At 40.8% G+C, this 24,556-nt stretch carries 21 protein-coding genes, 1 other RNA gene and 1 pseudogene; 12 read left to right on the top strand and 11 right to left on the bottom strand.

Annotated features, from left to right (window positions below; genetic code table 11):
- The first annotated feature begins 42 nt into the window (after positions 1-42).
- From recD2 to DLJ48_RS08230, 3 genes and pseudogenes are all read left to right on the top strand, one after another.
- Positions 43-2,421 carry an SF1B family DNA helicase RecD2 gene (gene recD2 / locus DLJ48_RS08240; protein ID WP_128686986.1) on the top strand — a complete coding sequence of 793 codons (2,379 nt, stop codon included), beginning with the start codon at positions 43-45 and terminating at the stop codon, positions 2,419-2,421.
- Positions 2,418-3,380: an SGNH/GDSL hydrolase family protein gene (locus DLJ48_RS08235; protein WP_128686985.1), complete on the top strand. Its 963-nt coding sequence runs from the start codon at positions 2,418-2,420 to the stop codon at positions 3,378-3,380. The genes recD2 and DLJ48_RS08235 overlap by 4 nt, the downstream gene beginning before the upstream one ends.
- Positions 3,373-4,753 (top strand): annotated as a pseudogene (locus tag DLJ48_RS08230) (RsmF rRNA methyltransferase first C-terminal domain-containing protein). Before DLJ48_RS08235 ends, DLJ48_RS08230 begins: the two are co-directional and overlap by 8 nt.
- Here the strand turns inward: DLJ48_RS08230 and DLJ48_RS08225 are convergent.
- The 4 genes from DLJ48_RS08225 to mvk are packed head-to-tail and all read right to left on the bottom strand — an operon-like array spanning position 4,735 to position 8,456.
- On the bottom strand, positions 4,735-5,853 hold the full coding sequence (locus DLJ48_RS08225; RefSeq protein ID WP_128686984.1) for an alpha-hydroxy-acid oxidizing protein: 1,119 nt from the start codon (positions 5,851-5,853) through the stop codon (positions 4,735-4,737). The pseudogene DLJ48_RS08230 and the gene DLJ48_RS08225 overlap by 19 nt on opposite strands.
- Positions 5,850-6,599 (bottom strand): mevalonate kinase family protein, encoded by a 750-nt coding sequence (locus DLJ48_RS08220; protein ID WP_128686983.1) that lies wholly within the window; start codon positions 6,597-6,599, stop codon positions 5,850-5,852. The genes DLJ48_RS08225 and DLJ48_RS08220 overlap by 4 nt, the downstream gene beginning before the upstream one ends.
- Positions 6,592-7,536, bottom strand: coding sequence for a diphosphomevalonate decarboxylase (mvaD, locus tag DLJ48_RS08215; RefSeq protein WP_128686982.1), 945 nt, complete (start codon positions 7,534-7,536; stop codon positions 6,592-6,594). The genes DLJ48_RS08220 and mvaD overlap by 8 nt, the downstream gene beginning before the upstream one ends.
- Entirely contained in the window at positions 7,536-8,456 is a 921-nt protein-coding gene (mvk, locus tag DLJ48_RS08210) for a mevalonate kinase (protein ID WP_128686981.1), read from the bottom strand. Before mvk ends, mvaD begins: the two co-directional genes overlap by 1 nt.
- Before the next feature lie 36 nt (positions 8,457-8,492).
- Here mvk and DLJ48_RS08205 point away from each other — a divergent pair, with 36 nt between their 5' ends.
- Genes DLJ48_RS08205 through DLJ48_RS08190 form a run of 4 tightly spaced genes read left to right on the top strand, consistent with a single transcriptional unit; the run spans position 8,493 to position 12,530 of the window.
- On the top strand, positions 8,493-9,953 hold the full coding sequence (locus DLJ48_RS08205; protein ID WP_128686980.1) for an exonuclease domain-containing protein: 1,461 nt from the start codon (positions 8,493-8,495) through the stop codon (positions 9,951-9,953).
- A gap of 39 nt (positions 9,954-9,992) precedes the next feature.
- A complete protein-coding gene (locus tag DLJ48_RS08200) occupies positions 9,993-10,505 on the top strand; it encodes a hypothetical protein (RefSeq protein WP_128686979.1) in 513 nt (170 codons plus the stop codon).
- Between the two features lie 19 nt (positions 10,506-10,524).
- A complete protein-coding gene (gene asnS / locus DLJ48_RS08195; RefSeq protein ID WP_128686978.1) occupies positions 10,525-11,829 on the top strand; it encodes an asparagine--tRNA ligase in 1,305 nt (434 codons plus the stop codon).
- Positions 11,830-11,834: 5 nt separating this feature from the next.
- Positions 11,835-12,530 (top strand): DnaD domain-containing protein, encoded by a 696-nt coding sequence (locus DLJ48_RS08190; RefSeq protein WP_128686977.1) that lies wholly within the window; start codon positions 11,835-11,837, stop codon positions 12,528-12,530.
- A gap of 48 nt (positions 12,531-12,578) precedes the next feature.
- Here DLJ48_RS08190 and DLJ48_RS08185 read toward each other — a convergent pair whose 3' ends face one another.
- Complete coding sequence (locus DLJ48_RS08185; RefSeq protein WP_128686976.1) at positions 12,579-15,068, bottom strand: transglycosylase domain-containing protein; 2,490 nt, start codon at positions 15,066-15,068, stop codon at positions 12,579-12,581.
- Positions 15,069-15,662, bottom strand: coding sequence for a Holliday junction resolvase RecU (gene recU / locus DLJ48_RS08180; RefSeq protein WP_128686975.1), 594 nt, complete (start codon positions 15,660-15,662; stop codon positions 15,069-15,071).
- Positions 15,663-15,684: 22 nt separating this feature from the next.
- Between recU and DLJ48_RS08175 the strand changes: the two genes are divergently transcribed.
- Positions 15,685-16,251 (top strand): SLOG family protein, encoded by a 567-nt coding sequence (locus tag DLJ48_RS08175; RefSeq protein ID WP_128686974.1) that lies wholly within the window; start codon positions 15,685-15,687, stop codon positions 16,249-16,251.
- A 23-nt stretch (positions 16,252-16,274) separates the two neighbouring features.
- Here DLJ48_RS08175 and DLJ48_RS08170 read toward each other — a convergent pair whose 3' ends face one another.
- Both DLJ48_RS08170 and pepF read right to left on the bottom strand, forming a co-directional pair.
- Positions 16,275-16,856 (bottom strand): C39 family peptidase, encoded by a 582-nt coding sequence (locus DLJ48_RS08170; protein ID WP_128686973.1) that lies wholly within the window; start codon positions 16,854-16,856, stop codon positions 16,275-16,277.
- On the bottom strand, positions 16,846-18,642 hold the full coding sequence (pepF, locus tag DLJ48_RS08165) for an oligoendopeptidase F (RefSeq protein ID WP_128686972.1): 1,797 nt from the start codon (positions 18,640-18,642) through the stop codon (positions 16,846-16,848). Before pepF ends, DLJ48_RS08170 begins: the two co-directional genes overlap by 11 nt.
- A gap of 82 nt (positions 18,643-18,724) precedes the next feature.
- Between pepF and rnpB the strand changes: the two genes are divergently transcribed.
- The 4 genes from rnpB to DLJ48_RS08145 all read left to right on the top strand — a co-directional run bounded on the left by rnpB (position 18,725) and on the right by DLJ48_RS08145 (position 22,098).
- An RNA gene (gene rnpB, locus DLJ48_RS08160) (RNase P RNA component class B) lies at positions 18,725-19,108 on the top strand.
- Between the two features lie 193 nt (positions 19,109-19,301).
- Complete coding sequence (locus tag DLJ48_RS08155; RefSeq protein ID WP_128686971.1) at positions 19,302-19,946, top strand: DUF1801 domain-containing protein; 645 nt, start codon at positions 19,302-19,304, stop codon at positions 19,944-19,946.
- 178 nt (positions 19,947-20,124) lie between these two features.
- Complete coding sequence (gene pplA, locus DLJ48_RS08150) at positions 20,125-21,033, top strand: extracellular electron transfer flavoprotein PplA (protein WP_128687123.1); 909 nt, start codon at positions 20,125-20,127, stop codon at positions 21,031-21,033.
- An 87-nt stretch (positions 21,034-21,120) separates the two neighbouring features.
- Complete coding sequence (locus tag DLJ48_RS08145; protein WP_128686970.1) at positions 21,121-22,098, top strand: UbiA family prenyltransferase; 978 nt, start codon at positions 21,121-21,123, stop codon at positions 22,096-22,098.
- On the opposite strand, the gene DLJ48_RS08140 is transcribed toward DLJ48_RS08145, so the two are convergent.
- Genes DLJ48_RS08140 through DLJ48_RS08130 form a run of 3 tightly spaced genes read right to left on the bottom strand, consistent with a single transcriptional unit; the run spans position 22,087 to position 24,556 of the window.
- On the bottom strand, positions 22,087-22,887 hold the full coding sequence (locus tag DLJ48_RS08140) for an energy-coupling factor transporter transmembrane component T family protein (RefSeq protein ID WP_128686969.1): 801 nt from the start codon (positions 22,885-22,887) through the stop codon (positions 22,087-22,089). The two genes, DLJ48_RS08145 and DLJ48_RS08140, sit on opposite strands and share 12 nt — an antisense overlap.
- Positions 22,884-23,747, bottom strand: a complete 864-nt coding sequence (locus DLJ48_RS08135) for an energy-coupling factor transporter ATPase (RefSeq protein WP_128686968.1) — start codon at positions 23,745-23,747, stop codon at positions 22,884-22,886. Before DLJ48_RS08135 ends, DLJ48_RS08140 begins: the two co-directional genes overlap by 4 nt.
- Positions 23,723-24,556: an energy-coupling factor transporter ATPase gene (locus DLJ48_RS08130; RefSeq protein WP_128686967.1), complete on the bottom strand. Its 834-nt coding sequence runs from the start codon at positions 24,554-24,556 to the stop codon at positions 23,723-23,725. The genes DLJ48_RS08135 and DLJ48_RS08130 overlap by 25 nt, the downstream gene beginning before the upstream one ends.

Here is a 24,556-nt window from a genome sequence, read left to right as displayed (position 1 = left end):
ATAGGCTGGCCAGGACTTTTTATTTTGCGTTAAACTGATGAAGTGGCTCAGCTAACAGCAAGTATTAGACGTTCTTTTTTTAAAAACAGCGAGAATGATTATGCTGTTCTTTTGGCGAAGGTTGCCGACAATGATTTTGACTGGAATGAAGCAGAAATTACCGTCACCGGTGCGGTCGCGAATTTAAAAATTGGCGAGTCCTATGAATTTTCCGGTCAAGTGACCGATCATCCTAAATATGGCAAACAGTTCAAAGTTTTTGATTATCAATCTGTGCTGCCCGACGATAGTGAGGGGATCATTGATTTTTTAAGTTCAGAGCTCTTTGAAAAAATCGGCCGTAAAACGGCTGAAAAAATCGTTGATAGTTTTGGTCGGCAAGCTCTGTCCGTTATTGAAGATGATCCGGATCAATTAAAAGGGATCGGTTTGAAAAAAAATCAAATCGAAAATTTAAAAAAAGGTGTTTTAGACAACAAGGAAAAGTCAAGTGCCATTGCGCAAACAAGCCAGTATGGTCTCAGCCAGTCTGTCATTGAGCATCTGTTTGATGCCTTCGGTCTGAATTTTACGAATTTACTGCTTGAAAACCCTTATCAATTTATTGGTCAAATAGATAATTTTACTTTTGACGATGCCCAGCAAGTCGCGCGTGTGAATAATTTTGACAATCAGACTGATCAAATCGATGGTGCGATCATTTTTAGTTTGATTAAAAACGCTGCAGAAGCTGGCAATACATATATAACAAAAAAGCAGTTAATTGAGAGTGTTTCAGAATTTTTGCAGAGTGGTCCTGGCTTTTTCGACACAGAGATCGCCCAAGAAACGGATCACTTAGCTGAATCAAAACGTATCATCGTGGCCAATGACCGCATCACGTTAAAAGAAAATTACGAGCTGGAGTTATCAGTTTTAAATGATTTAAAACGTATCATCGTGGCCAATGACCGCATCACGTTAAAAGAAAATTACGAGCTGGAGTTATCAGTTTTAAATGATTTAAAACGACTGCGGCAGGGCCAACTCAGCCTTAAAAAGAAATCGATTTCTTTGGTTGATTCTGTGTTGGATGCAGACCAAAAAAAAGCAGTTGAATCTGTTTTTCAAAATCAGATCACGATTTTAACTGGCGGTCCCGGTACTGGGAAAACGACTGTCATTAAAACGATCATTTCGCAGTGGGAAAAAGATGTTGATCAAGCCGAAAATGCTGATAAATTCAAACAAACTAAGAATTTGATTTTACTGGCTGCACCAACAGGCCGCGCTGCCACGCGTATTACTGAGGTAACCGGACGCGACGCAGTCACTATCCACCATTTGCTAGGGGCAAGTTCCGATGGCTACTTTGATTTTGATCAGAGCAATCAATTGCAGGCGGGATTAATTGTGATCGATGAGATGTCAATGGTTGATCTTGGCTTGTTTCAGCATTTTTTGGCTGCCGTTCCCAGCGGTTGTCGGCTATTGTTCGTTGGTGATAAAGACCAGCTGCCTTCTGTGGGCGCTGGCCAGATTTTGACTGATCTGATTTTGAGCGATCAATTTGCGACCATCGAGCTGCAGATTAATCATCGACAAACAAAAGGATCAGGTATCGATATTTTGTCTCAGGACTTAAAACAAGGGATCGTTGATCCAAAAATGTTTCAAAATGGCAATGATATTTCCTTTTTCAAATTGGAAGAGTATCAATTGGCGCGTGGGATCAGCAAAATTCTCAGTGCTGCGATCCACTTTGGCATCAAAAAAGAAGACTTGCAGATCATTACGCCGACCAATCGTCTCGTGGACTTGCTAAATCATTTAGCCCGACCTTATTTGATTGACGATGATCGCCAAATTGATGATCAATCACCAGATTTTTTAGCTGGTGATCGCGTGATGCAGCAAGAAAATAATGCAGAAAAATCAGTTAATAATGGTGATATTGGTTATGTGGTCACAGCCCATTTGGATGGGCCGATCCGATCGCGTTTTCTATCAGTCGATTTTTTCGGCAGCACAGTCACTTATAAAGAAAATGAGATCAAACAGCTGCGCTTAAGTTATGCCTCAACCGTTCATAAAGCACAAGGCAGCGAGTTTAAAAATGTTATTTTCGTGTTGACCAGTAGCTTTAATCATTTTGTGACGCGTAATCTTGTCTACACAGGGGTCACGCGAGCCGAAAAATCCTTAATTTTGATCGGCAGTCAAACAGCTTTCACAGAGGCGATCAATAATCCGACGCCGATCCGGCAGACAAATCTAGTAAAATTATTAACTGGTAAAGATCAGCTTGTAATCAAAATGGCCTCTGAAGAGGTAACGCAAGACGGCGATCAGCAATTAACGAATAGTTTGGTTGATAGCGGCCAAATTGATCCTATGATCGGCATGGCCGATGTAAAACCAACGGATTTTATCAAATCATGACTAATTTTCCTCTGACAATTGAATCAAATGCTTTTTTAGGCGGCTGGATCGAAGATCTGCCTAGCAAACAAATTATCTCGACTAATTTAGGTGCAGAAATTTATCTGAAAAGCCATCGCTGTTCAAAATTGCTTTTTAACTGGCCAAGCCATGTTTTAGGCAAACAACCATCGAGAATCTTGTTTTCGATTGACGGCGGCCCTTTTATTTCACAAAGTCTGGATAGTGATTATTTTCAGCTGGATCTGGATGCTGCTTGCGACCATTTGATTCGGATCATGACTCAGGCGATTACTTTTGTGCGTGCCGAAAGCTGGTCTTTAGCGGAAATATTTACGCTAAAAGGAATTCAATACGATGGCAGTCTCGTTGGTGCTGTTCCTGATCGAGCTGAGCTTGTTTTTATTGGCGATTCGATTATAAATGGCCAGAAAACGCTCGCTGGCGTGGTCGACGGGTCTGCTCATCGTCCAGACAAAAGCTGGGATTTTTTAATTTCAGAGAAGCTGCAACTGAATAACGACCGTATTGCTTATGGCGGCAGCGGTCTGACGCAAAGGGCCAAAATTTGTCCGCCAACTGCGATTGATTTTATTTGGTACGCTGCTTTAAACTTGCCGCGGCCAATTGATCACCAGGCAAAAATAGCCGCCGTCATCGTTAATTTAGGCAGTAATGATGCTGCCGCTAGCGAACAAGAGTTTACTTTTTCATTGAAAGTACTGCTCCGTGAGCTTACGAAACGTTTTCACGATTCAAAAATTATTTTTGTCGAACCTTTTAATGGCAATTTTGCAGCTGTTTTTCGAAAGGTCATTCCGAATAATGACAGAGTGACTTTAATTAGCAATCATGATTGGCACTTCCAAAGAACGGATGCTGTTCATTTGAGCGTCGCCGGACACGAACAAGCTGCTAAGGTGCTGCTGCCTTTGATCGAGGACTGCTTGCATGCTTGAGTTACCCAAAGAATTTGTTGAGAAATATCGAGATCTGCTGGGCGATCAAGCTGACGTTTTTTTTTCGCAGCTTTAATCTGAATTCGGTGAATGCTTTTCGCTTAAATCCTTTGAAAGATATCAGCCACTTTAAACAGCTGGGCAAGCTGCCTCAAGTTTCTTGGAATGCTGATTTTGGTCATTATGGCAAAATTTTTGGCGAATCAACTGCTTTTTTAACTGGTGCTGCTTATTCACAAGAGGCTAGTGCACAATTTGTTGCTAGGGTCGTTGATGCCCAGCCCGGAGAAAAAATTTTGGATCTCGCTGCTGCCCCAGGCGGCAAAACAACACAAATAGCTGCCGATATGCAGAATCGGGGCTTATTAGTTGCTAACGAGATCAATTTTGGTCGTGCTAAGATTTTGAGCGAAAACGTTGAAAGGTCTGGTATCACAAATTGTTTGGTCACGAATCATCGACCTGATGATCTAGCAACCCGCTTTGTTAATTATTTTGATAAAATTTTGTTGGATGCGCCTTGCAGCGGTGAAGGCATGTTTCGAAAAGATCATCAGGCTGTTCAATATTGGCATACTGGCTACAACCAGGAATGTGCGGACCGTCAGCGCGAAATTTTGCGTTCGACTGTCGCTATGCTGCGTCCTGGCGGGCAGCTGATCTATTCGACTTGTACTTTCGCTCCCGAAGAAGATGAACAGATCATGAGTTGGCTGTTGACTCATTATCCCGAATTTCAGTTGTCTGATATTCAAAAAACAGCCGGCATCGAAGACGGCCGACCAGATTGGGCAGATGGTAATAAAACTTTATCCAAAGCAGCGCGTCTATGGCCGGACAAAATCAATGGAGAAGGGCATTTTGTCGCTAGGCTGGTCAAGACTAAGTCTCATATCCCAGAAGCCAGCAGCAGCCAATTAATCAGTAATTTAAAGCAAAACGAGCAGCGGCTGTTATCAGAATTTTTAACTAGTCTTGATTTAAGTTTGCCAATGCGAAACATCTACCAATTTGGTGCTTATTTTTATTTGTTTCCACAAAATTGTCCAGAGATCAAAGGACTTAAAGTACTGCGCTTGGGGCTGCAGATCGCTGAATTAAAAAACAAACGTTTTTTGCCTGCCCATTCACTTGCTCTCAGTTTGTCGAAGGATAATTTTTCGCAGTCCTATGAACTTTCTGATACTGAATTGCGTCAGTTCGTTCATGGCGACGTCATCACACAACCAAAAACCATCTTGAAAAAAGGCTGGGTTTTGATGACAAAAAAAAATAACGGCATTGGTTTTGGCCGTTACTCGGATCACATGATTAAAAATTTTTATCCCAAAGGTCTGCGAAAACTGATCCATGCTCAATTGAGCGAGTCGTAGGGATCAATTTCTTTTAACTGGCTGATCTGAAAACTATTAGCAGCACCGTAAATGGCATAAAGGAGCGGCAGCTGTTTTTGCCAGCTTTCAATCGTATGTTCAAGATTATTTTTGCTTAATTGAAAAAGAAAATATCCAGCAATACCCGCCATTTTAGCACCAAGTGCCATGGCGTTAAAAACTTCCAATGAATTTGTGATGCCGCCGTTTGCAATGATCGGCAGAGCTGTATTAGCTTGCTTGGCAAAGCGCAGCGATTCGCTTGTGCTAATGCCTAGGTTTGTGTTGCTAGTCAAAACACTTTGAAAATCCAGGTCATCTTCTGCTTCGATAGCTTCTTTTTTGTCCTCGTCGCTTGCAAAATTATTTTGATCAGCTGTTTCCCACAATGATTCCCGATTTCGTGCTTCTTCGATACGACCGAAATCGGTGCCGCCGGCACCAGCGATATTGATCGCGGCTGGATGGAGGTCTGCTAGATCCTTGATAGCACTTTTTGACATACCAAATCCGACCTCTTTAATGATCACAGGTACTTGAACCTGCTCAATAATTTTAGCGATGTTATTTTTCCAAGCACTAAAATCTCGATCGCCCTCATTCATTGATAATTCTTGAACAGCATTAATGTGTATTTCCAAGGCGTTGGCGTCAACGATCTTGACAGCTTCTTTAGCATCGTCCAATGAATGACCGGCACCAATGTTGGCAAAAATAAAACCCTCGGGATTTGTCTCGCGAACGACTGAAAAAGAACTAATTGCCTCTTTCTCGCTGATGGCGATCGATTCTGAGCCGACAGCCATTGCTAAGTGGTATTTTTTTGCAATCGCAGCCAGTTTTTGGTTGATGACACCAGTCCTCAAACTGCCACCAGTCATAGCCTCAATGTAAAAGGGCCAGTCAAAATGTCTACCAAAAAGGTCAACCGAATGATCAACCTGGTCTGTTCTGATATTCGGTAGCACTGGCCGATCTAAACGAACAAACTGTAGACCGCTGTAGGGCAGAATATGCCGCCATTGCCAGATGACTAAGCTTAAATGTTCATCTTTACGGTGGGCATGAGCGGATTCAATTTTTTTTGAGTTATCAGTCACTTTTTATAGTATACGTGCAAATCTAGCGGAATGATGCCGGCTTTTCGCCAATCTTGTTTGATTTTGTCGACGATTTTTTTGTCTTGAGCAAAAGCGATCACGTTGTCACCACCACCAGCACCGGATATTTTGGCTGCGACATCGAACTGTCTGGCGATTTGAATGGCTTTAGCCAGCTTATCAGTTAAGACGCCTTTTAAAGTTTCTAAATTTTTTTCAGCCAAGATGAGTTGCTGACTAAAGAGATCAAAATTCTGCTCACGAATGGCAGCGATCATGTTTTGAACGATCAGATCTGATTGGGCCAAAAAATTTTCGGAAAGCTGATTTATCTTAACTAATTCGCTCGTAACTGCCGGTGTGCCTGTCCAACCGACCAGCAGCTGCCAATTATTTGGAAACAACAAGCTTTTTGGCAGATGGCCATTTTGGTAGATAAGCAGTCCGCTAAATGTTGAAGCAGCGATATCGGCGCCGGAGTTTTGGATTTGTGTTTGCCGAGACAACTGGAGCGATTTTTTAAAAAGAGCATCATCTAAAAGTGCTGGATACTGGCTTTTTGTTTTGAAAACAGCATAGGCGCCTGATGATCCGAGGCCATATTTAATGCCTTTTTTGTTGACTAGCTGCGAGCCTTTTTTTGATATAAAACGATCGATCGCGAAGACGATCGCTAAATGTCCAGGTACAGTAACCGCATACTCGCCGGCCAGCATTAATTTTCCGGGAATCTTGAACTCACACATTAGTGACACCTGGACCTGCTTTTTGGACCAAAATTTCACCATAATTTTTGAGCGTTTCAATAACGGTGCTTTGATTTTCACTATTTGTGATCACTTTGACATTGGGGCCGGCATCAATCGTTGCAAAAGCCAGTGTGCCGCTGTTGTATAGCTTTTTCGTGGCCGCAATGATGTCACGCGTATTTTGTGTGAAATAATCAAAAGCTTGTATAGCTGTTCGATTTAATTCATGCATGGCTAGTGCGTTTTTCTCAGCGATCAAGCCGATTTTTTCCAGATCGCTGTTAGCAATTGCAGCCAGCATATCATCAATCTGCTTTTGACTGTTTGAACACCAAGCGGCATAGTTCGGGGCACTTTGGGCTAATTGCATGCCTTGACTGGACGAGATTTTTTTTGTTGATTTATCAGCTAAAATATCGATCACGCGGATATCAAAATTCAGTGGATCTAAAATACTTTCGGCAAAAGAACTGTCATGATCATGGCCGGCATGCCAGATGGAGAAGCCGCCAAAAACCGAACGGCTGGCTGATCCGGAGCCCAGACGTGCGATCGTCGAGAGTTCTTTTCGATCCAAAGATAGGCCGAAGGCCTGACTAGCGGCCATAGCGAGGGCAGCAAAGCCTGAAGCTGATGAAGCTAGACCGGCGGCAGTGGGCACATGATTTTCGCTGAAGATTTCGACAAAATGACGATCACCAGTTAGATCTCGCAAAAAATTCATGACTTTCATAACTTTTAAATTTTGCGTCTTTTGACCATTCAACATAAAATAATCTTGTTTTAAGTCATCATTTATCTTGGCACTGGTCTCTGTATAAAGCTGGTCCAAAGTCAGACCGATCGAGCCAGTCGTTGGCAGATTCCAAAGCGGATCGCTTTTACCCCAATATTTAATCAGGGCTATATTTGTGTAAGCACGAGCCTTAGACATTATATTTTTGAGATCCAGCTTTCGGGCGCACCGGCCTTATTTAAGGCTTTTTTAATCTCGGCGGCTTTTGCTTCGGTGTCTGTCAGGGCAACAATACTGCCGCCAAGACCGCCACCAGTCAATTTGGCACCGAGAGCACCATTATTTAAGGCAATTTTAATCAGTCGTTCAAGATAAGGAGTTGAAACACCTAATTTTGCCAGTAGATTTTGGTTCTCAGTCATTAATCGACCGAAATCTTTTAAATCGTCAGCAATAATCTCCTCGCGGCCTTTTTCAGCGATCGCACCCATCTGTTTAAAATAATTGCCGAATGTTTCTGGATCTTTTTCGTAATTATCAGCGACGAGTTGGACAGCTTGGGAGGTTAAACCGGCTGTTCCTGAATCGGCCACAACAATATAAGCTTTTGTATCGAGTTTTAGGATGGTTGCGTCTTTATTCGTGTCAAAAAAGATCGGCCCTTCAGCCATCACGGCATAGGTATCACCGCCGGACGATCGACCATGATTCTTGTTTTCGGAAATTTGAGCAATTTTGAAAACTTCCTCATCTGAGTAATCATAATCAAAATAATCGCAAAAAGCCTTGACGATAGCCACTGCGTAGGCAGCTGAAGAACCAAGTCCTTTTTTTGACGGAATATTGGATTTGATATGTAATTTAAAAGTGAGATCGGGTTCTTCAAAGAAATTTAACAATTCAGTCAAAAGGCTATAGATACCGCTAAAACGGTAGTTGAGCTGGAACATTGTTCCAGAAAAGTTATCAGTCTCAATTAATGTTTTATCTGAATCAATGACCTCAGCTTTTGTGCTGAGACTTAATAAAGGGGCGATAATAGCCGGATATCCGTAAACAACGGAGTGCTCTCCGAGAAGGTGTGCTTTAGCGTGTGCTTGTCCAAAACCGAAATTCATAATACTAATTGTAGTAAAAAAGGTAAAATTTTGTAGATGGATGAAAATTCAACTTTTGCAATTGTGGATCTCGAGACGACCGCACCCTTTAAAGAGGACGGCCATATCATTCAAATTGGCATCAGTTTTGTTAAAAAATGGAAAATCATTAATAATTTTCAAACAATGGTCAATCCTGGTGTGAAAATTCCGAATCAAATCGTTGATTTGACAGGAATTAAAAATGAAGATGTTCAAGATGCACCATACTTTGAAGATCTGGCGGCCATGATTCATGATCAATTATCTGAAGCTGTTTTTGTGGCGCACAATGTTCGTTACGATTTTCCCTACTTGAATGGCGAATTTACGCGAATTAAAATGCATCGTTTGCGAGTCGAGTATGTTGATACGGTTCAGCTAGCACAAATTATTTTTCCGACGATACCTAGTTATAAGTTAGATGAGCTGGTCCAACATTTGGGTATTAAATTGCCGCGTCACCATCGTGCTGATCAGGATGCCCATGCAACGGCTCAATTATTTTTAAAGATCCACGAACAGATCGATCAGCTGCCGGTCCAAACACTAGCAACTTTGCTTGACCATTCTGCCAGTTTACTCGGGAATACGGAAAAAATTTTTTCTTTTGCCAAGGGACAGGCACAGACTGCGCATCACGATCCCTTCGCTTTTAAAACACCCACGGTTTTACCGGCTACGAAAAAACAGCTGCTGGATTGGATTTCAGATAAAAAACAATTCTCGAATAAAAAAGTCCTGCCATCGCCGATCTTACGACCTCGACAAGAGACATTTGCTAATATTTTTCAGTCTAAGATCGCAAATAAAAAAATTAATGCTTATTCGGTTTTTTCACGGCCAAGATTTGGAAAAAGCAATGCTTACTTGCTGTTGGCCGACCAGCTTGCCGAGAAGTCCGCAAGAGTACTGATCATCGAAGAAAACGTTCAAAGAAGAAAACTGCTTTTCCAAAAATCTCAAGTGATGCTGGCCGCTCATAAGGATCGTTTTGCCATTCCGATCACGCGCAAGGATTTTGTCGACCTGAACAAATTTAATGAAAGCTTAAGTATCGAAGAAAGTCCGACTCGCCAATTGGCAAAACTCAGAATTTTAACTTGGTTAGCCGAAACAAAGACTGGCTATTTGCATGAACTAGTTAATGGTTTTCCTGAGCAGCTTTTCAGTCTTTTTACTGATCAGGATCCAGCAACTGATTTTGATTATTACAAGCAGGCAGTGAAGGTTTATAATTTTCCTGCAATCGGTATTACTGATTTGGATAGTTTTTTCGTCACGGAGCGGGAATTTTCAAAAAATTATGATTTATTTATTTTTGATGTCGGCAAAGGTTTTTCGGATCTACTTGACCATGATCTAAATTTTTCAAACCAAAGTATTTTCTTTACTCAAGCTGAGGAATATTTGAAAAATTGGTACTCGATGCGAAGCTTTTCTAATTTTGAGTCCTTGCTGGCGTCTTTAAACAATTAACATTTTTTGACATTTCATTTATGATTTAAACGAGGCAATTTGGATAATTATTCAAGAATACAATATCAACAGCGTTCCAATAAAGCGCATAAACTAGCTATTTATATTGGCCTGCTGTTGCTGCTTTTGTTTGCTTTGGCCAGTTATCTTTATTTGGTCATGTTTCCGATCAATAGTACGGCCAGCAAATATGCAGCCGCAGCTAAAAGAGAAGCCGGTATCAAGAGTGTCAAAACTTTTAAAGAATCTGACCGCAATGGCCACTACTATTCAATTTATGGTGCCGATGCTCAGGGTAATAATTATTTAACTATTTTTAATCATCAGGAAAAATTAGTTGATAAGATCCCCGTGTCCAGGCAGCTTTCCAATGCAAAACTAGATCAGATCTATGTCAAGTATGCAGTCAAACATGTCTACTCTTTTTCACCATCAGTGTATAAAGGCCGTCCCGTATTTGAAATCAGCTATCAAGGCGGCAAGAGTTCTGTGAATTATCTGACGATCGATTTAAGAAGTGGCAAAGTTTATCGCATAATTGAAGGGATATAGTAATTTCAGGGAGTTGTAAATGTCAGAAGTAAAAATGATCAGAATCGAAGATGCTGCTGAATATGTTGGCCGAGTGGTCAAGATCGGTGTTTGGCTGCGGCAAAAAAGAGGCGGCGGTAAAATCGCTTTTTTGCAGTTGCGTGATGGTACGGGGTTTATGCAGGGAGTTGTTTCGGCCACTGATGTTGACGAAGCAACTTTTAAGCTGGCTGAACATTTAAAACAGGAAACGAGTCTCTATGTTACCGGCACGATCCATGCAGACTCTCGAAGCGAATTTGGTTACGAAATGGCTGTCTCTGAGATTGAAATCGTTGGTGAGTCTGAGAATTACCCGATTTCACCAAAAGAGCATGGCACTGATTTTTTGTTCGATGAGCGTCACCTCTACTTGCGTCATCAAAAGCCTTACGCAACTCTAAAAATTCGTGATGAACTCATTCGGGCTATTTACGATTTCTTTCATGAGGATGGTTTTTTAAAATTAGATGCACCGATCATCACCGATTCCGCTCCTGAAGGCACTACGGAACTTTTTCCGGTTGATTACTTTGGCAAAGAAGCTTATTTGTCACAAACTGGCCAGCTTTATGCGGAAGCCGGGGCGATGGCTTTTGGCAAGGTTTATGATTTTGGACCAACTTTCAGAGCTGAAAAATCTTCGACTCGACGCCATTTGACTGAATTTTGGATGATCGACGCCGAAATGGCATGGATGCACCAAGAGCAGTCGTTAGAAGTTCAGGAACGATTTATTGCCTATTTGATCCAAAGAGTTATCGATAATTGTCGTGTTGAGTTAAAAATGTTGGGTCGAGACATAGAAAAATTAGCTTCTTACACGAAATTGCCTTACCCGCGCGTGAGTTATGATGATGCTGTTAAACTGTTGCAGGACAATGGTTTTAAGATCGATTGGGGTGTTGATTTTGGTTCTCCGGAAGAGACTTTTTTGGCAAATCATTTTACTTCGCCCTTTTTCGTTGTTAATTTTCCCAAAGCGGTCAAAGCTTTTTATATGAAACGCCATCCAACACGAGATGATGTGGTCATTTCAGCTGATCTCATGGCACCTGAAGGCTACGGCGAAATTATTGGCGGTTCTGAACGTGATACTGATTATGATTATCTAAAACAGCGGTTGATTGATCAGCATTTGGATCTTAATGAATACAGTTGGTATCTGGATCTGCGCAAGTATGGTACGGTACCGCACTCAGGATTCGGTCTGGGTTTGGAACGTTTGATTCGTTTCGTTGCGGGTGAAGATCACATTCGCGAGACGATTCCTTTTCCAAGAACTTTGAATCGTTTGCATCCCTAATAGCAATGGACAAAGATTTAAAACAATTTTTAGCTGAAGGGAATGTTGAACTGCCGCTCAGGCTGTTTAAAAGTTATCATCAACTTGGCCTGAGTAATGAAGATCTAATCGTGATCATGCAGCTTTTCGCGTTTTCCAAAGAAGGCATTGCGCTGCCAAGGACTGAATTGATTTCAGCGCGAACTAATTTTTCGCAGGCTGCTGTTCAAAAAACGATAGAAAGACTTTTAAATAGTAAGGTTATTTCGCTATCAGCTTCTAACGATGCCTATGATTTAAGCAATTTGTTTGGCAAACTTATTTCTGGTGGTCTTGATCTGCAGCCGCTTGTTGCTGATAGCAGTTTAGACCAAACGAAAACAAAAAAAAGTCTGTATCAATTGTTTCAAAGAGAATTTGGTCGTATGCTGACGCCAATGGAACTACAAACCATTGGCGATTGGCTTAAAAAGGACCAATTTAGCCCTGAATTGATCGTTACGGCCTTAAGGCAATCAGTTAACAGTCAAATCTTGAATCTGCGTTATATCGAGAAAATATTGCTTAATTGGAAGCAGAACCATGTCCAGACCAAAGAACAGGCTGAGGCAGATAATTTACGGCACCGGCAGCAGTATACCGGACCGCTCGCAGAACAGGGGAATACGGTCAAGCAGGTTGATTCAGAGATCAAGATCCCGTTAAAAAAAATTGGCGAATAAATAAGCTTAACTAATAAAAAACCGAACCATTTAAGTTCGGTTTTTTTATTATGGTGTTTGAGTTGAAGAAGACGATGATGCAGCTGAGCTTGCAGACGAACTACTGCTAGAGAGACTATCGCTAGAGCTCGATAAACTGCTTGATGAAGAAGAAAGCGATGGTGTCACGATAATTGTTTTAGAGCTGGAAGATGATGAGGAAGAATAAGCGTTCGGCAAACCGCCATTGCTCCAGCTAGCACCCTTGACTTCATATTCGGTCACACTTCCTTTAACAACTTTTTGAACCGTATTCGGAGCAGTCCAATCGGTATTGTCATAGCCTTGCATGGCAGTCAGCATGAAGTCGCGGTAGGCTCTTTCGGGCATCGAAGATTCAGATGCATTGGGAATATAATTACCCGTTGCATTTGGCTGATCGTAGCCGACCCAAAACGAAGCAGCGAGATTTTTTGTATATCCTGTGAACCAAACATCAGATTCAGCGCCGCTTGGCTGGTTGGCTGAATCCGCGTAGCCGACGATACCGGATTTGCCGGCTTGATAAAGGCCGGAGATCTCGGCGCCAGGGGCTGATCCGTTGTATTTAGGGACACCCTCCATAATGTTCGTCATCATAAAGGCAGTTGAAGTCTTCATTGCGCGCGTGCCACTGGGCTCATAACTATGGGTGACACCGTCAGAGGTCACGATTTTTTCAACATACTCAGGCTTATAGTAAGTACCACCATTTGCGAAAGCGGAAAAAGCTGCTGCTTCTTGTTCCGTGGAAACATCAATACCGATCGCAGAGGATCCGGTCAATTGGCTAGCTTTGATATTGATACCGAGTTTATTCAAGAACTCAGATGACCTAGTCATGCCAACTTCCATTAATGTTCTGATCGCGGGAATGTTTCTTGAAATGACAATAGCTTTGCGCATCGTCATATTGCCCAGAAAAGTACCGTCGAAATCATGGACGCTGATATTTGTACCTGGATATTTATATTGAGTATCTTGAACAGTTCGATAAGTTGGCCAATTCAGGTATTCAATAGCTGGGCCATAATCGACCAAAGGCTTAGCGGTTGATCCAGAAGACCGGTTAGTCTGAACAGCTCTATTTAAACTAAACATACCAGTAACATTACGGCCGCCAACTTGAGCTAGGACACGGCCATTTTTCGGATTGACAACTGTGGCTGCTGCTTGAATGCCGTTTAACCAAGGAACGCCAGTACCACCATTTAAGACTGTATAGAGCCGCTTTTGCATTTTAGAGTTCATGGCTGTATAAATTTTTAAGCCATCTTTGGTTGGATTATAGCCCAACTTGCGAACCTCACTTAAGACTGATTGTGCATAGGCGTTAACCGTTAGATTCGAACTGACTGAATTTTCCGTTTGCTCGACTTTTGGGATCAAGCCTTGTTGAACTGGTTCTGCCATCGCTTTATCAGCTTGTGCTTGCGTGATATACTTCATCGCGACTTCGCCGGCGAGAACATCATTTCGACGAACCTTTAAGTAATTAGGGTAAGTGTAGGGATCATAGTAAACAGGTGAACGGGGGATACCGGCTAAAATGGCCAATTGCGATAGATCCAATTGGTTGAGGTTTTTACCAAAATAATATTCGGCAGCCGTTTTCATGCCGTAAATACCATTTCCCATATTTACTTTATTGATATAGAAAGTCAGAATTTGATTTTTACTAAAATTACGTTCGACTTTTAAGGCCAGCCAAGCTTCTTGTGCTTTACGTTTCAGTGTTTGGTCAGAAGCTTTAGTTGAAAAAACAGATAGCTTGACCAATTGCTGAGTCAAGGTTGATCCGCCTTGCAGACCAGTCGAATGGCCAGTCAACTTTCCCTTGATATCAGAAAACAGCGCACCAATAGTACGGTAAACATCAACACCATGATGTTTGTAAAAACGGCGGTCTTCAATTGAAACGACCGCATGCATCAGGCTTTCTGGTATTTCACTTTGGTCAGCATAATCACGTTCCTGCTGTGAACCGGAATAAATTAGCGATCCTTGCGAGTCGAAGATCTGCATGGAATTTTCTGATGCCAGTTGAGCTTCGGTTATTTTAGGAGCACCAGCTGCATAAGTAAAGAAAACTGCCATAGCCGCTAACAAGCCAAGCGCAAAAATAGTGATAGACCAAGCTGATATTTTGGCAAGTAGCTTTAATTTACTACCCTTTTTCTTCGGTCGGCCAGAAGATTTTTTATTTTTTTTATAACCATTTCTTTTCAAATCGCTAACGTCCTTTGGGTTTTTGAAGGATTGATTATGACCATCAGCAGGTGAAAAATCAGCAACATGAAAATCAGTTGGCCTAAACGCAGCTTCTTGATTTTTCAAATGTTTATTTTGTTTTCTGCCGAAACTGATCGGACGACGACCATCAGTATCAGGAAACATTTTCTTAGCGTCCTGATAGTTTTTGGGGGCATCGTCAAAATTGGATCCGGCCCTGTTTGTATCGTTGGCATGTTCTTGAGAATCGTTTTGGAAATTATTTGGATTGTAAGAATTATCAGACATTTAGATTTTAAAAAAACTTTTCAAAGCTGGCAGATAGTCCAAGCTAGGTATCATTTTACTGTTTATTTGAATTCCTTGCTTAGAAACCAAATTATAAGGCACTGATTTTTCTCCTCCAAGTTGAGATTTGTCCCAAATATCTATCAAAAGAGCGGCCGGAAATAAATAGTATTCAGCTAGGTTGGTGAAAGCGAGAATGAAAAAACCAATGCCGCCGTTTTCTAAAACATTTTTCAAATGTGTGATTTGGTGCTGATGAAAATTTTTCAAGGGCATGTTGGTTTTGTTCTTAGTCTCTTTGGCATCAAAATCAATGTAGCGGCCATTAACGACTCCGTTATAATCAGTCGTCGAGGGTTGAACGTAATAAGCTTCTGTAATTTTAGCCATACTGCGATCAGGATAATCAACGTGGACAACCGTGATCGGTGTTGGTTTTTTATGGATCACAGCCAAATGATTGACGAGATAATAGCTGTTCGCTTCATTGATCATCTCTTCAAGACCCATGCCGCGCTTGCCGTAGCGAACATTTTTATTTTTTTTAGAACCAGCTGCTCGGCTGGGCTGGACACCGCTTGGATAATTAACCATACGACAATTGTAGAATAAAGATATGAAAAAACGCCTTTGGTTAACAGGATATCGGAGCTTTGAACTCGGCACTTTTGGTGATGAAGATCCTAAAATTCAAGTGATCAAACGCGCCTTAAAGGATACCTTCATAGATGAGCTTGAAAATAATCAGCTTGAATGGCTGATTACGAGCGGCCAAATGGGTGTTGAACAGTGGGCTTGCCAAGTTGCACTCGAATTAACAAAAGAGTTCCCTGAATTAAAAACTGCTATTATGCTACCTTTTTCGGATTTTGGCGCGAATTGGAATGACGATCATAAGCAGCAGCTGATCAGTCTGCGTACAAGCGTCACTTTTTCTGAAGCCTTAACAAAAGAGAGCTATAAAAGTCCTATCCAGTTACGCAATTTTCAGCAGTTTATGCTAAAGCACACTGATGAAGCTTTATTAGTTTATGATCCTGAGAATCCTGGGAAAACGGATTTTGATTACAAAGCAGTCAAAGAGTATCAGCAAAAGCATCCAGGCTATTTGTTAAAACTGATTGATTTCGATGCATTGACTGATGTTGCTAATGACATGGAAGAGGAAAACAGGAGTTGGTAGAAGATCGGAATCACTATTTTTTATCAACTGATGGCAACGGCCCATTTTCTGACTTTGTAAATTTCTTCAAATTTATTTTTTTTCAACCAGTATCGGCCATCGATCGGATCGGAGAGGTGTACGAAGTGTTCGGAAAAACCGTCCAAAATGACAGCATGATTATTTGTTAATTCTTCGCCGAAAGAAAATTTTTCCTTAGAAAAAGGTCGAAAACCGATCGAAACATAAACCAAGATCGGTTTTCCTGTGCGAATTATATCTGATAAGGCTGCTAATTTCAGACCACTCAAATTGCTTAGATGGCCAAAATGCGATCCCCACTCAATTAAAGGTTTAATAAAAATAGCTTCAAGTTTGCCAGGCGTATCGAAAAAAGCGGATCCGCCGAATGCTTGATTAGGGTTGCCATCTGGATCAATCGGCATTGTTTTCAAAAAGCTTGGATAGTCAAATTCCTTAGCCTTATCGACAAAATGCAGACCTTCAAGCAAACTTGCTGCTTCGCAACCGTTGATCGCACCAAAAGCATTTTGATCAATATTTTCAACACCCAGCAGCACGTAAGTTTCGTCTGGTACTTTTGTTTGTTTCCAGTTAGATTTCATCGCTATAGGCAATAATTTTGTCAACCGTATCGGATAAGAATTGGATCGTGTTGCGCAAAGGAACATCGGTCGTGACATCAACGGCTGCAATTTTCGCTGCTTCGATCGGCGCTTTAGATCCACCAAGTTTTAAGAAATCCAGCCAAGATCTGCGACCTTTTTCCGGATCATTTTTTAAATTAATGAATCCTTGAGTCGAAATTGTTAATCCTGCGGAATAAGTATAGGAATACAGACCCATGTAATAATGTGCCTGACGCATCCAGGTCAAAGCGGCATCATCATCAATTTCAACAGCATCTCCCCAGAATGTGGACAGAACGTGTTTCATGATCTGATTCAGCTTATCAGCATTAAAAGAACCGCCTTGATCAATCAGTGTATAAACTTCTCGCTGGAAAGCCGCTTCGGTCAAATGCGTAATAAAATTGTGGAAATAAGTGTCGCTTAAACGATGGGCGAGGGCAAAACGTTTTGTTCTTGGATCATCGGATTGATTCTCCAAATAATCGGATAAGAGCAGTTCATTAAAAGTTGAGGCTGCCTCGACATAATAAGTAGACGGTTCATAGTTGTAGTAACTTTGATTCTTGGCTGATAGGGCACCTTGACCAGCATGACCGATTTCATGGATAAGTGTGTAAACATCTGATAAACGGCCGGTCCAACTCATGAGAATAAAAGGATGGACGCCATAAGGGAATGTGGTATAGCCTCCGGAATCTTTGCCTGTATTGGCTGGGAAATCGACCCAACGATCTTTGAGAAAGTTTTTGATCGTTTGACTGTATTCATCGCCCAGCTGAGCTGTTGCCTTCATGACGTAATCGTAACTGTCTTCGATCGAAACTTCTGGATTGAGTTCGGGATCAATATCTAACTTCCAATCAGCAAAGCTGAGTTTTGACAAATGGTTAACCTGAGCCACGTGTTTCAAGTATTTTTGAGCAACTGGCGCAAAATCAGTCATGATCAGGTCAATTTGCCGGTCGAACATACTGCGATCGACCTCTTGCGGTGCTAACAGATAATCAAAAACAGAATCATAACCACGCATTTCTGAGAGTGTTTTTTCATTTGTCACTTGGTTTAAATAGGTAGCTGCAGCAGCGTTCTGATTAGCCCGCAAACCCTGTGAAAATGAACGAAAAGAGGCCTCTCTAATTTCAGCGTTTTCATCATTTTGATAAAAATTTTCATAGCTGACAAATGAATTTGGATAATTTTTACCTGCTACTTGAAAATCTGCCATGTGATAATCACCGGCACGCAATTTTGTGTAGACATCATAGGGTGTTTCTAGCGCGCTTTGCAGGTTAGAGATCGTTTTTTCGATATCTTTGCCCAGATAAGTTTTTTTCGTCAACTTGGTTTTTCGGATCAGCTCTTGGTATTGTGGCTCTTGGCTAAGTTCGTTCAAAACATTAGGATCAGCATTTACTAAAGCATCGTCCCAAAAACTAAGCGCAACGCTGGCTTTGGTCGTAAAATCTTGAGCGGCATGGGCAACTTCACCAAATTTTTCGTCTGAAAAGTCCGAAGATTGCGGCATGAAGCCGTAATTAGCAATTTGATCGATCGCAATGCCTAACTGTTCATAGACTTTTAGTGCTCTTTGAAAGTCATCAAGCGTTTTTAAATGACCATCGAAATTTTTTTGAAATTCATTAATTTGATCCAAAACATCGCTTATTGCCCGTAAATAAGCATTTTCGTCCGCAAATAGCGGTCTGAGATCCCACTTATATTTTTCCTGAAACGTTGAACGTGCTTTTAATTCTGCCATCTTTCCTCCAATTACAATTGAGAAAATTTTACCACGAGATCACAAAAGACATCTTCAGGCAATAAGCCTATAATAAAAAAGGCAAATCGGACAATTGCGCGATGAAAGACTCGTGAGGAAGGTCCATGCCCGCCCGATCTGCGATGATTGGAGTGTTTGTACTGAGCCTAATAAGCGAAGGCAGTTGCGGCATTAGTTGCAGCTGACGGCAGAAAAAAAGACTAAGGCTTCGGCTATGTCTGATTATTCTATAAAAGTGCTATAGTGACGAAGAACCGGAAAACCGGGGAAATGAGACGGCGTAAACCCTGCAAGCGGGCAACCCAAACTTTTGGTAGGGGCGGTCAATTTAACCAACTGAAGCAAAAATTGACACTTGGATTTGCGCGAGTAAATGCAAGTAGATAGATAATTGTCGAAAATTGTGCTCGCCAAGTACAATTGGAACATAACATGGCCTATAGATTTGCCGAGGCAGCCGCAGAAATGCGGTTTTTTAGTAGCTAAAAGTTGTAAGACATAACTTTTGGAACCCCCAGCTAAGATATAATAATTTTGTGATCAGTCACCAAACACAAGTTAATACGCTCGCTGTCAGTGCTTTTTTGACGACTATCAAGTTGTCCCAAAAATCTGATGCAAGTACTTTAATTCGAATAATGAGTCGCATTTCAGCTGAAAAACCTGTCATGTGGGGACCAAGCATTATTGGTTTTTCCACGGTACACGAAGTCTATGGAAGTGGTCGTCAAATAGATCGGCCAAAACTAGCTTTCAGTCCCAGAAAAAATGCGCTGACGATTTACTTTAATGAAGGTTTTGCTGCTCATGCGGATGATTTAAAAAAATTGGGTCGATATCGACACACTGTGAGCTGTCTTTATATTCAAAAAATAGCAGATATTGATTTAGATGTTTTGACCAGTATGTTAAAAAAATCCTATCAACTAGCCAAAAAAGCTAAAAAACAAATCAAGACGGTCGATGATTACCTAGCCCAAATACCTGATCAAGCGCTAGCAGGCTTTTCACAACTTAGGACAATTGTTTTAAAAACATTACCGACTGCTGAAGAGCTTTTCAGTTACGGCATTATCGGTTATCGTCATGATAAAAAACGACCACATGTTTTTATTTCAGTCTGGTCGGATCATTTGGCGATTTATCCAGTTCCAAAAGACGCAGCCTTAAAAAAACGATTAAAAACTTATATAAAAGGTAAAGGAACCTTGCGTTTTGAACTAAGCCAACCATTACCGACAAAACTTATTAGCCAAACGGTCGCATCACTTGCGGCTGAATAAAAGCTGCTTGATTTTTTCAGTATTGACGCTCGAAGTCAACTGAAGATCAAACAGTTTTTTTATTGCTTTTTACTAAATGAAAACGCTTGCAAATACCTCTTAGAGGAGTAAAATGATACTTGTAATATGATTCACAAGTGCTGAAATCATATTTTACGGGGGAAAGGATTTTATGACTATGAAAGTAAGTAAGACGCTAAAGGGCATTGCACTTACGAGCGCTGCGTTGATGAGTTTAAGTTCTTTTACGATTGCTGCACCGGCAATTTTACCAAGTGCATCTGTAATGGCTTGGGCTGCAAAAACTGCCAAAGAAACCGCTGGCAAAAAACTGAAGAACGGAACTTATAAGTTGGTTGAAACAGGTTATGCACATGGATACCGCGTGAAGATGTCCATGAAGGTCAAGGCTGGTAAAATCGCTTCTACTAAATACGATTACGTTAATAAAAAGGGTAAATCGAAGAAAAGCGATACAGCTTATGAAAAATCTATGAAAAAAGTTAGTGGTGTTGGCCCTAAAGAATATATTCCAAAACTGCAGAAATCTTGGAAAAAGGCCGGCGCTGATGTCGCGACGATCGATACAGTGACAGGTGCAACTGAATCTTCTTGGACTGTTAAGAATTACGCACAGCAGCTAGTTCAAGCGGCACAAGCGGGCAATCATAAGACGATAAAAATTGATAATACTGCCGCATTAAAGGATGGTACTTATCAACTGGCTGAGCAGAATTATGCCCATGGTTACCGAATCGTCTTCTCGATCACGGTCGCTGATGGTAAATTAACGAAGTCCAACTTTGACTATGTTGATAAAAATGGTAAATCCAAGCAAAGTGATACTGCTTATGAAAAATCCATGAAAAAGGTCAGCGGTGTTGGCCCTCAAGAATATATTCCTAAGTTAAATCAGGAATTGATCAAAGCTTACAACGCCAAAGAATCATCTGCTGTTGTGGACACAGTTTCTGGTGCAACCGAATCATCTGCGACATTTATCATCTATGCTCAGCAGCTTCTGAATCGCGCTCAGGCTGGTGACACACAAACTTTGAAAGTTTCAAATATTGTTTACTCAGATTAATGTTGGCTAATGAGAATACCTGTTGATGATTTTGTCCACAGGTTTTTTTGTACTTTGTACTGAATAAAACCAATTGGAAAATAAATAATGACTGAAGCAAAATACAATAAAATAACCTGGCCTCTATTTTTAGAATTGATTAGTTTGCCACAGAAAACGACTGTCTTGATGCCTTTTTTGTTTGGCGTTGTATATGCTCAATATGCATTCGGCCGAATTGATTGGTTAAATACGCTGATTTATTTCGTTGGCCAATTTTGTATTGCTTTATTTGTGTCTGGCTTTAATCATGTGCAAGATTTTAAAAAAGCCAAAGATCTCAATTATTTAAAAACAACTAATGTGATCAGTCGAGAACGTTTGAATCCTAAACAAGTCATGATATTTATGTTGTGTTTGCTTGCGACTGCCTGTCTAATGGGTCTCATTCTTGTTTTGAGGACAAATTTGATTTTATTATTTATCGGCGGTGCAGCGATCGCTGTGGCCATATTTTATACATATGGTCCTTTTCCTTTGTCACGTTTGCCATTGGGCGAAATTCTGTCAGGCCCGGTTGAAGGTTTTGGAACGATTTTTATCGCCTCATTTGTGAACATGCCGCACTTGCCAATCACACTAGATTTTCATAGCGGCTGGATCCTTTTGCTTTCGATTAATTTGCCATTACTGATTCAATTAATGTTTGTAGGCATGCCCTTTGCAATTTTTGATAGCAGTGTGATGTATGCGGACAATATTTGTGATTTAAAGCAAGATATCAAAAACGAGCGTTTTACTTTGCCTTTTTATTTAGGGCAAAAAAAGGCTGTTCAGCTGTACCCGCTCTGGCCAGCATCAGCCTTTGTTTTTATAATTATTTCGGTGATTTTTAGCTACCTGCCATTTTGGAGTTTACTAAGTTTACTGCTGCTGCCATACGTGATTAAAAATATCAAAATCTTTATGAAAGAGCAAAATAAACACACAACTTTTCAGACAGCTATTAACAATTTATTGTTTGTCGGTGCTGCCCAGATATTGATTTTATTATTATGTGTTTTAATACCTGTTTCAGGATTTTAAAAAGAAAACAGCTGCTAATAAACATATAAAAGCGATGACAACTATTGAATCGAACCAATGCAGCTTTAATTGACGGAATTTTGTCCTGCCAGCAGTACCGTGATAGCCTCGGGATTCCATGGCATCAGCTAACTGGTCGGCACGATAAAAACTGGCGATAAATTGAGGTATCAAAACCGGTACGATCAATTGCATTTGCTGAAAAAGATTGCCCTGACCAAAATCGACGCCGCGGGCTCGTTGAGCATTCATGATCCTACTGCTTTCATCCATTAAAGTTGGCACAAAGCGTAAAGACAGCGATAACATTAATGCAACTTCGTCCACTGGAAAATGGACTATTTTCAGGGGTTTTAATAAACTAGCGATCGCATCGGCTAATTGCGTTGGCGTTGTTGTCAGAGTCAGCAGTGTTGAAATAAAAATAATTAAAACGAAACGAAAGAAAACAATTGCACCAGTCGCGATACCGAGCTGGGAAATGCTGAGCCAGCCCCAATGCCAATAAAGTTTGCCGCCGCTGGAAAAAAGCAGTTGCATTAGTACAGTAAAAATAATTAGCCACATCATTGGCCGCAGTCCATTTAAGAAAAATGATAAGCGAATTTTTGCGATCACGAGACAAAGAAAAACGGTCAAGAATAGCAACGTGATAGTCTGCCAATTATCAGCAAAAAAAGTGAGTAGGATAAAACTGAACGTGATCAGCAGTTTTACTCTAGGATCCAAGCGGTGAATTAATGAGTTTCCTGGCAGATAACGTCCAAGAATCAAGCGGTCGCTATTCATATTTTTTTCCTTAATAAAAATTGTTTACGAATGGCTAAAATAAGTTCTTGCTCATCTTTGATCGGTTCATCTAATTTGAGGCCGAGTTTTTTTAGCTCATTGGCAAAAGCAATCGTATCTGGAAGAGCCAGCTGTTGGCTTTTTAAAAAAGGTTCATCAGCGAAAATAATTTCAGGACTTGCTTTTTTTATAAGTTTCCCTTGATTCAAAACGATCACTTGATCAGAATATTTGGCTACGTCGTTCATATCGTGGCTGACCATGATAATTGTTTTTTCTTGCTGATTTAATTTTTTGAACAATGCCATCAATTCGAGATGATTCTCAGGGTCTAGACCAACGGTCGGTTCATCGAGTAGTAGAATTTGCGGATCATTGATCAAAACGCCAGCGATCGCAATGCGTCGTCTTTGTCCACCAGATAAGTCAAGCGGCGATAAGCGTAAGACGGATTCTGGCAAATCAACAACTGCCAGAATTTTCCGTGCATTTTCTTTGGCATGCTGTTGGTCGACAGCAAAATTCAAGGGACCGAACATCAAATCTTTTTCAACTGTTTCTTCAAATAATTGATTTTCAGCAAACTGAAAAATAAAACCTATTTTTTGTCGCAGATTTTTTAATTTTTTTAAATGAGTCATCTGATCAAAATAATAATCACCAACTGCAAGGCTGCCGCCAGTTGGTTCGATCAAGCCATCGATCAATTGCAGCACAGTCGATTTTCCGCTACCGGTCGAACCGATAATTGATGTAAAAGAGCCGCTTGCGATTTCAAAATTAATATCTTCCAAAGCATTATTTTGAAAGGGTGTATGAGTTTGATAACTATAAGCTACATGCTTGAAAATGATTTCCATATGAGTGCTGCAAGCTCCTTCCCGTTTTTAAAGTTGCCTGATGGCATGATTTTATTTTGGCGTAGATCCTTGACTAATTGTGATAAAAAGGGCAGTTTTAAGCCATTATCATTTAGCAGTTTGTCTTTTAAAAAAAGCGCTTTTGCTTTGCCATCAAAAGTTATTTTTCCGTCATTTAGAACAATTACGCGATCTGATAAGGCCATTTCCGTTAAATCATGACTAATAGAAATGACTGTGAGCTGATGATTTTCTCTCAGTTTTTTAATAGTTTGCCAAACCTCTTGTCGACCAATTGGATCTAGCATACTGGTCGCTTCGTCTAAAATTAGAATCTTTGGGTTCAACACAAGCACACCAGCAATGGCAACTCGTTGTTTTTGGCCACCAGATAGGCGAGCTGGTTGCCGATCTGCAAAGGCTGCCATATTAACCTTTTGGAGCGCATCGTTGGCTCTTTGAAACATTAGTTTACGAGTAACAGCATTATTTTCCATACCAAAAGCAACATCATCCAGCACTGTTTCGCCAACAAATTGATTATCAGGGTTTTGAAAAACAATACCGATCTTCTTTCTTATCGACCAAATATTCTCTTTGCTCAGAATTTGACCATCAATGATAATTTGCCCAGAATCAGCTAATAGCAGGCCGTCTAATAGGTGAACTAAAGTACTTTTACCAGAACCATTTTTTCCTAAAATCGTCAGCCACTCTCCTGAATTTAATGAAAAATTCAGTTTTGAGATACTTGCTTTAGTCATTTGAGAATAATGGTAGTTTAAGTTTTTCACTTGCAGAATCGTCAT

Source organism: Oenococcus sicerae (genome assembly GCF_004102045.2).
In the GTDB taxonomy this organism is placed as follows: Bacteria; Bacillota; Bacilli; order Lactobacillales; family Lactobacillaceae; genus Oenococcus; species Oenococcus sicerae.
Note: the sequence above shows the minus strand (reverse complement) of the source record. Positions and strands in the feature narration are given on the sequence as shown.

Excerpts from the sequence above, each read along its gene's own strand:
- DLJ48_RS08235 (WP_128686985.1), top strand. The coding sequence starts at position 2,418 with ATGACTAATTTTCCTCTGACAATTGAATCAAATGCTTTTTTAGGCGGC.
- DLJ48_RS08220 (WP_128686983.1), bottom strand. The coding sequence starts at position 6,599 with ATGTGTGAGTTCAAGATTCCCGGAAAATTAATGCTGGCCGGCGAGTAT.
- mvaD (WP_128686982.1), bottom strand. The coding sequence starts at position 7,536 with ATGTCTAAGGCTCGTGCTTACACAAATATAGCCCTGATTAAATATTGG.
- mvk (WP_128686981.1), bottom strand. The coding sequence starts at position 8,456 with ATGAATTTCGGTTTTGGACAAGCACACGCTAAAGCACACCTTCTCGGA.
- DLJ48_RS08205 (WP_128686980.1), top strand. The coding sequence starts at position 8,493 with ATGGATGAAAATTCAACTTTTGCAATTGTGGATCTCGAGACGACCGCA.
- asnS (WP_128686978.1), top strand. The coding sequence starts at position 10,525 with ATGTCAGAAGTAAAAATGATCAGAATCGAAGATGCTGCTGAATATGTT.
- DLJ48_RS08190 (WP_128686977.1), top strand. The coding sequence starts at position 11,835 with ATGGACAAAGATTTAAAACAATTTTTAGCTGAAGGGAATGTTGAACTG.
- DLJ48_RS08185 (WP_128686976.1), bottom strand. The coding sequence starts at position 15,068 with ATGTCTGATAATTCTTACAATCCAAATAATTTCCAAAACGATTCTCAA.
- recU (WP_128686975.1), bottom strand. The coding sequence starts at position 15,662 with ATGGTTAATTATCCAAGCGGTGTCCAGCCCAGCCGAGCAGCTGGTTCT.
- DLJ48_RS08175 (WP_128686974.1), top strand. The coding sequence starts at position 15,685 with ATGAAAAAACGCCTTTGGTTAACAGGATATCGGAGCTTTGAACTCGGC.
- DLJ48_RS08170 (WP_128686973.1), bottom strand. The coding sequence starts at position 16,856 with ATGAAATCTAACTGGAAACAAACAAAAGTACCAGACGAAACTTACGTG.
- pepF (WP_128686972.1), bottom strand. The coding sequence starts at position 18,642 with ATGGCAGAATTAAAAGCACGTTCAACGTTTCAGGAAAAATATAAGTGG.
- DLJ48_RS08155 (WP_128686971.1), top strand. The coding sequence starts at position 19,302 with ATGAGTCGCATTTCAGCTGAAAAACCTGTCATGTGGGGACCAAGCATT.
- pplA (WP_128687123.1), top strand. The coding sequence starts at position 20,125 with ATGAAAGTAAGTAAGACGCTAAAGGGCATTGCACTTACGAGCGCTGCG.
- DLJ48_RS08145 (WP_128686970.1), top strand. The coding sequence starts at position 21,121 with ATGACTGAAGCAAAATACAATAAAATAACCTGGCCTCTATTTTTAGAA.
- DLJ48_RS08140 (WP_128686969.1), bottom strand. The coding sequence starts at position 22,887 with ATGAATAGCGACCGCTTGATTCTTGGACGTTATCTGCCAGGAAACTCA.
- DLJ48_RS08135 (WP_128686968.1), bottom strand. The coding sequence starts at position 23,747 with ATGGAAATCATTTTCAAGCATGTAGCTTATAGTTATCAAACTCATACA.
- DLJ48_RS08130 (WP_128686967.1), bottom strand. The coding sequence starts at position 24,556 with ATGACGATTCTGCAAGTGAAAAACTTAAACTACCATTATTCTCAAATG.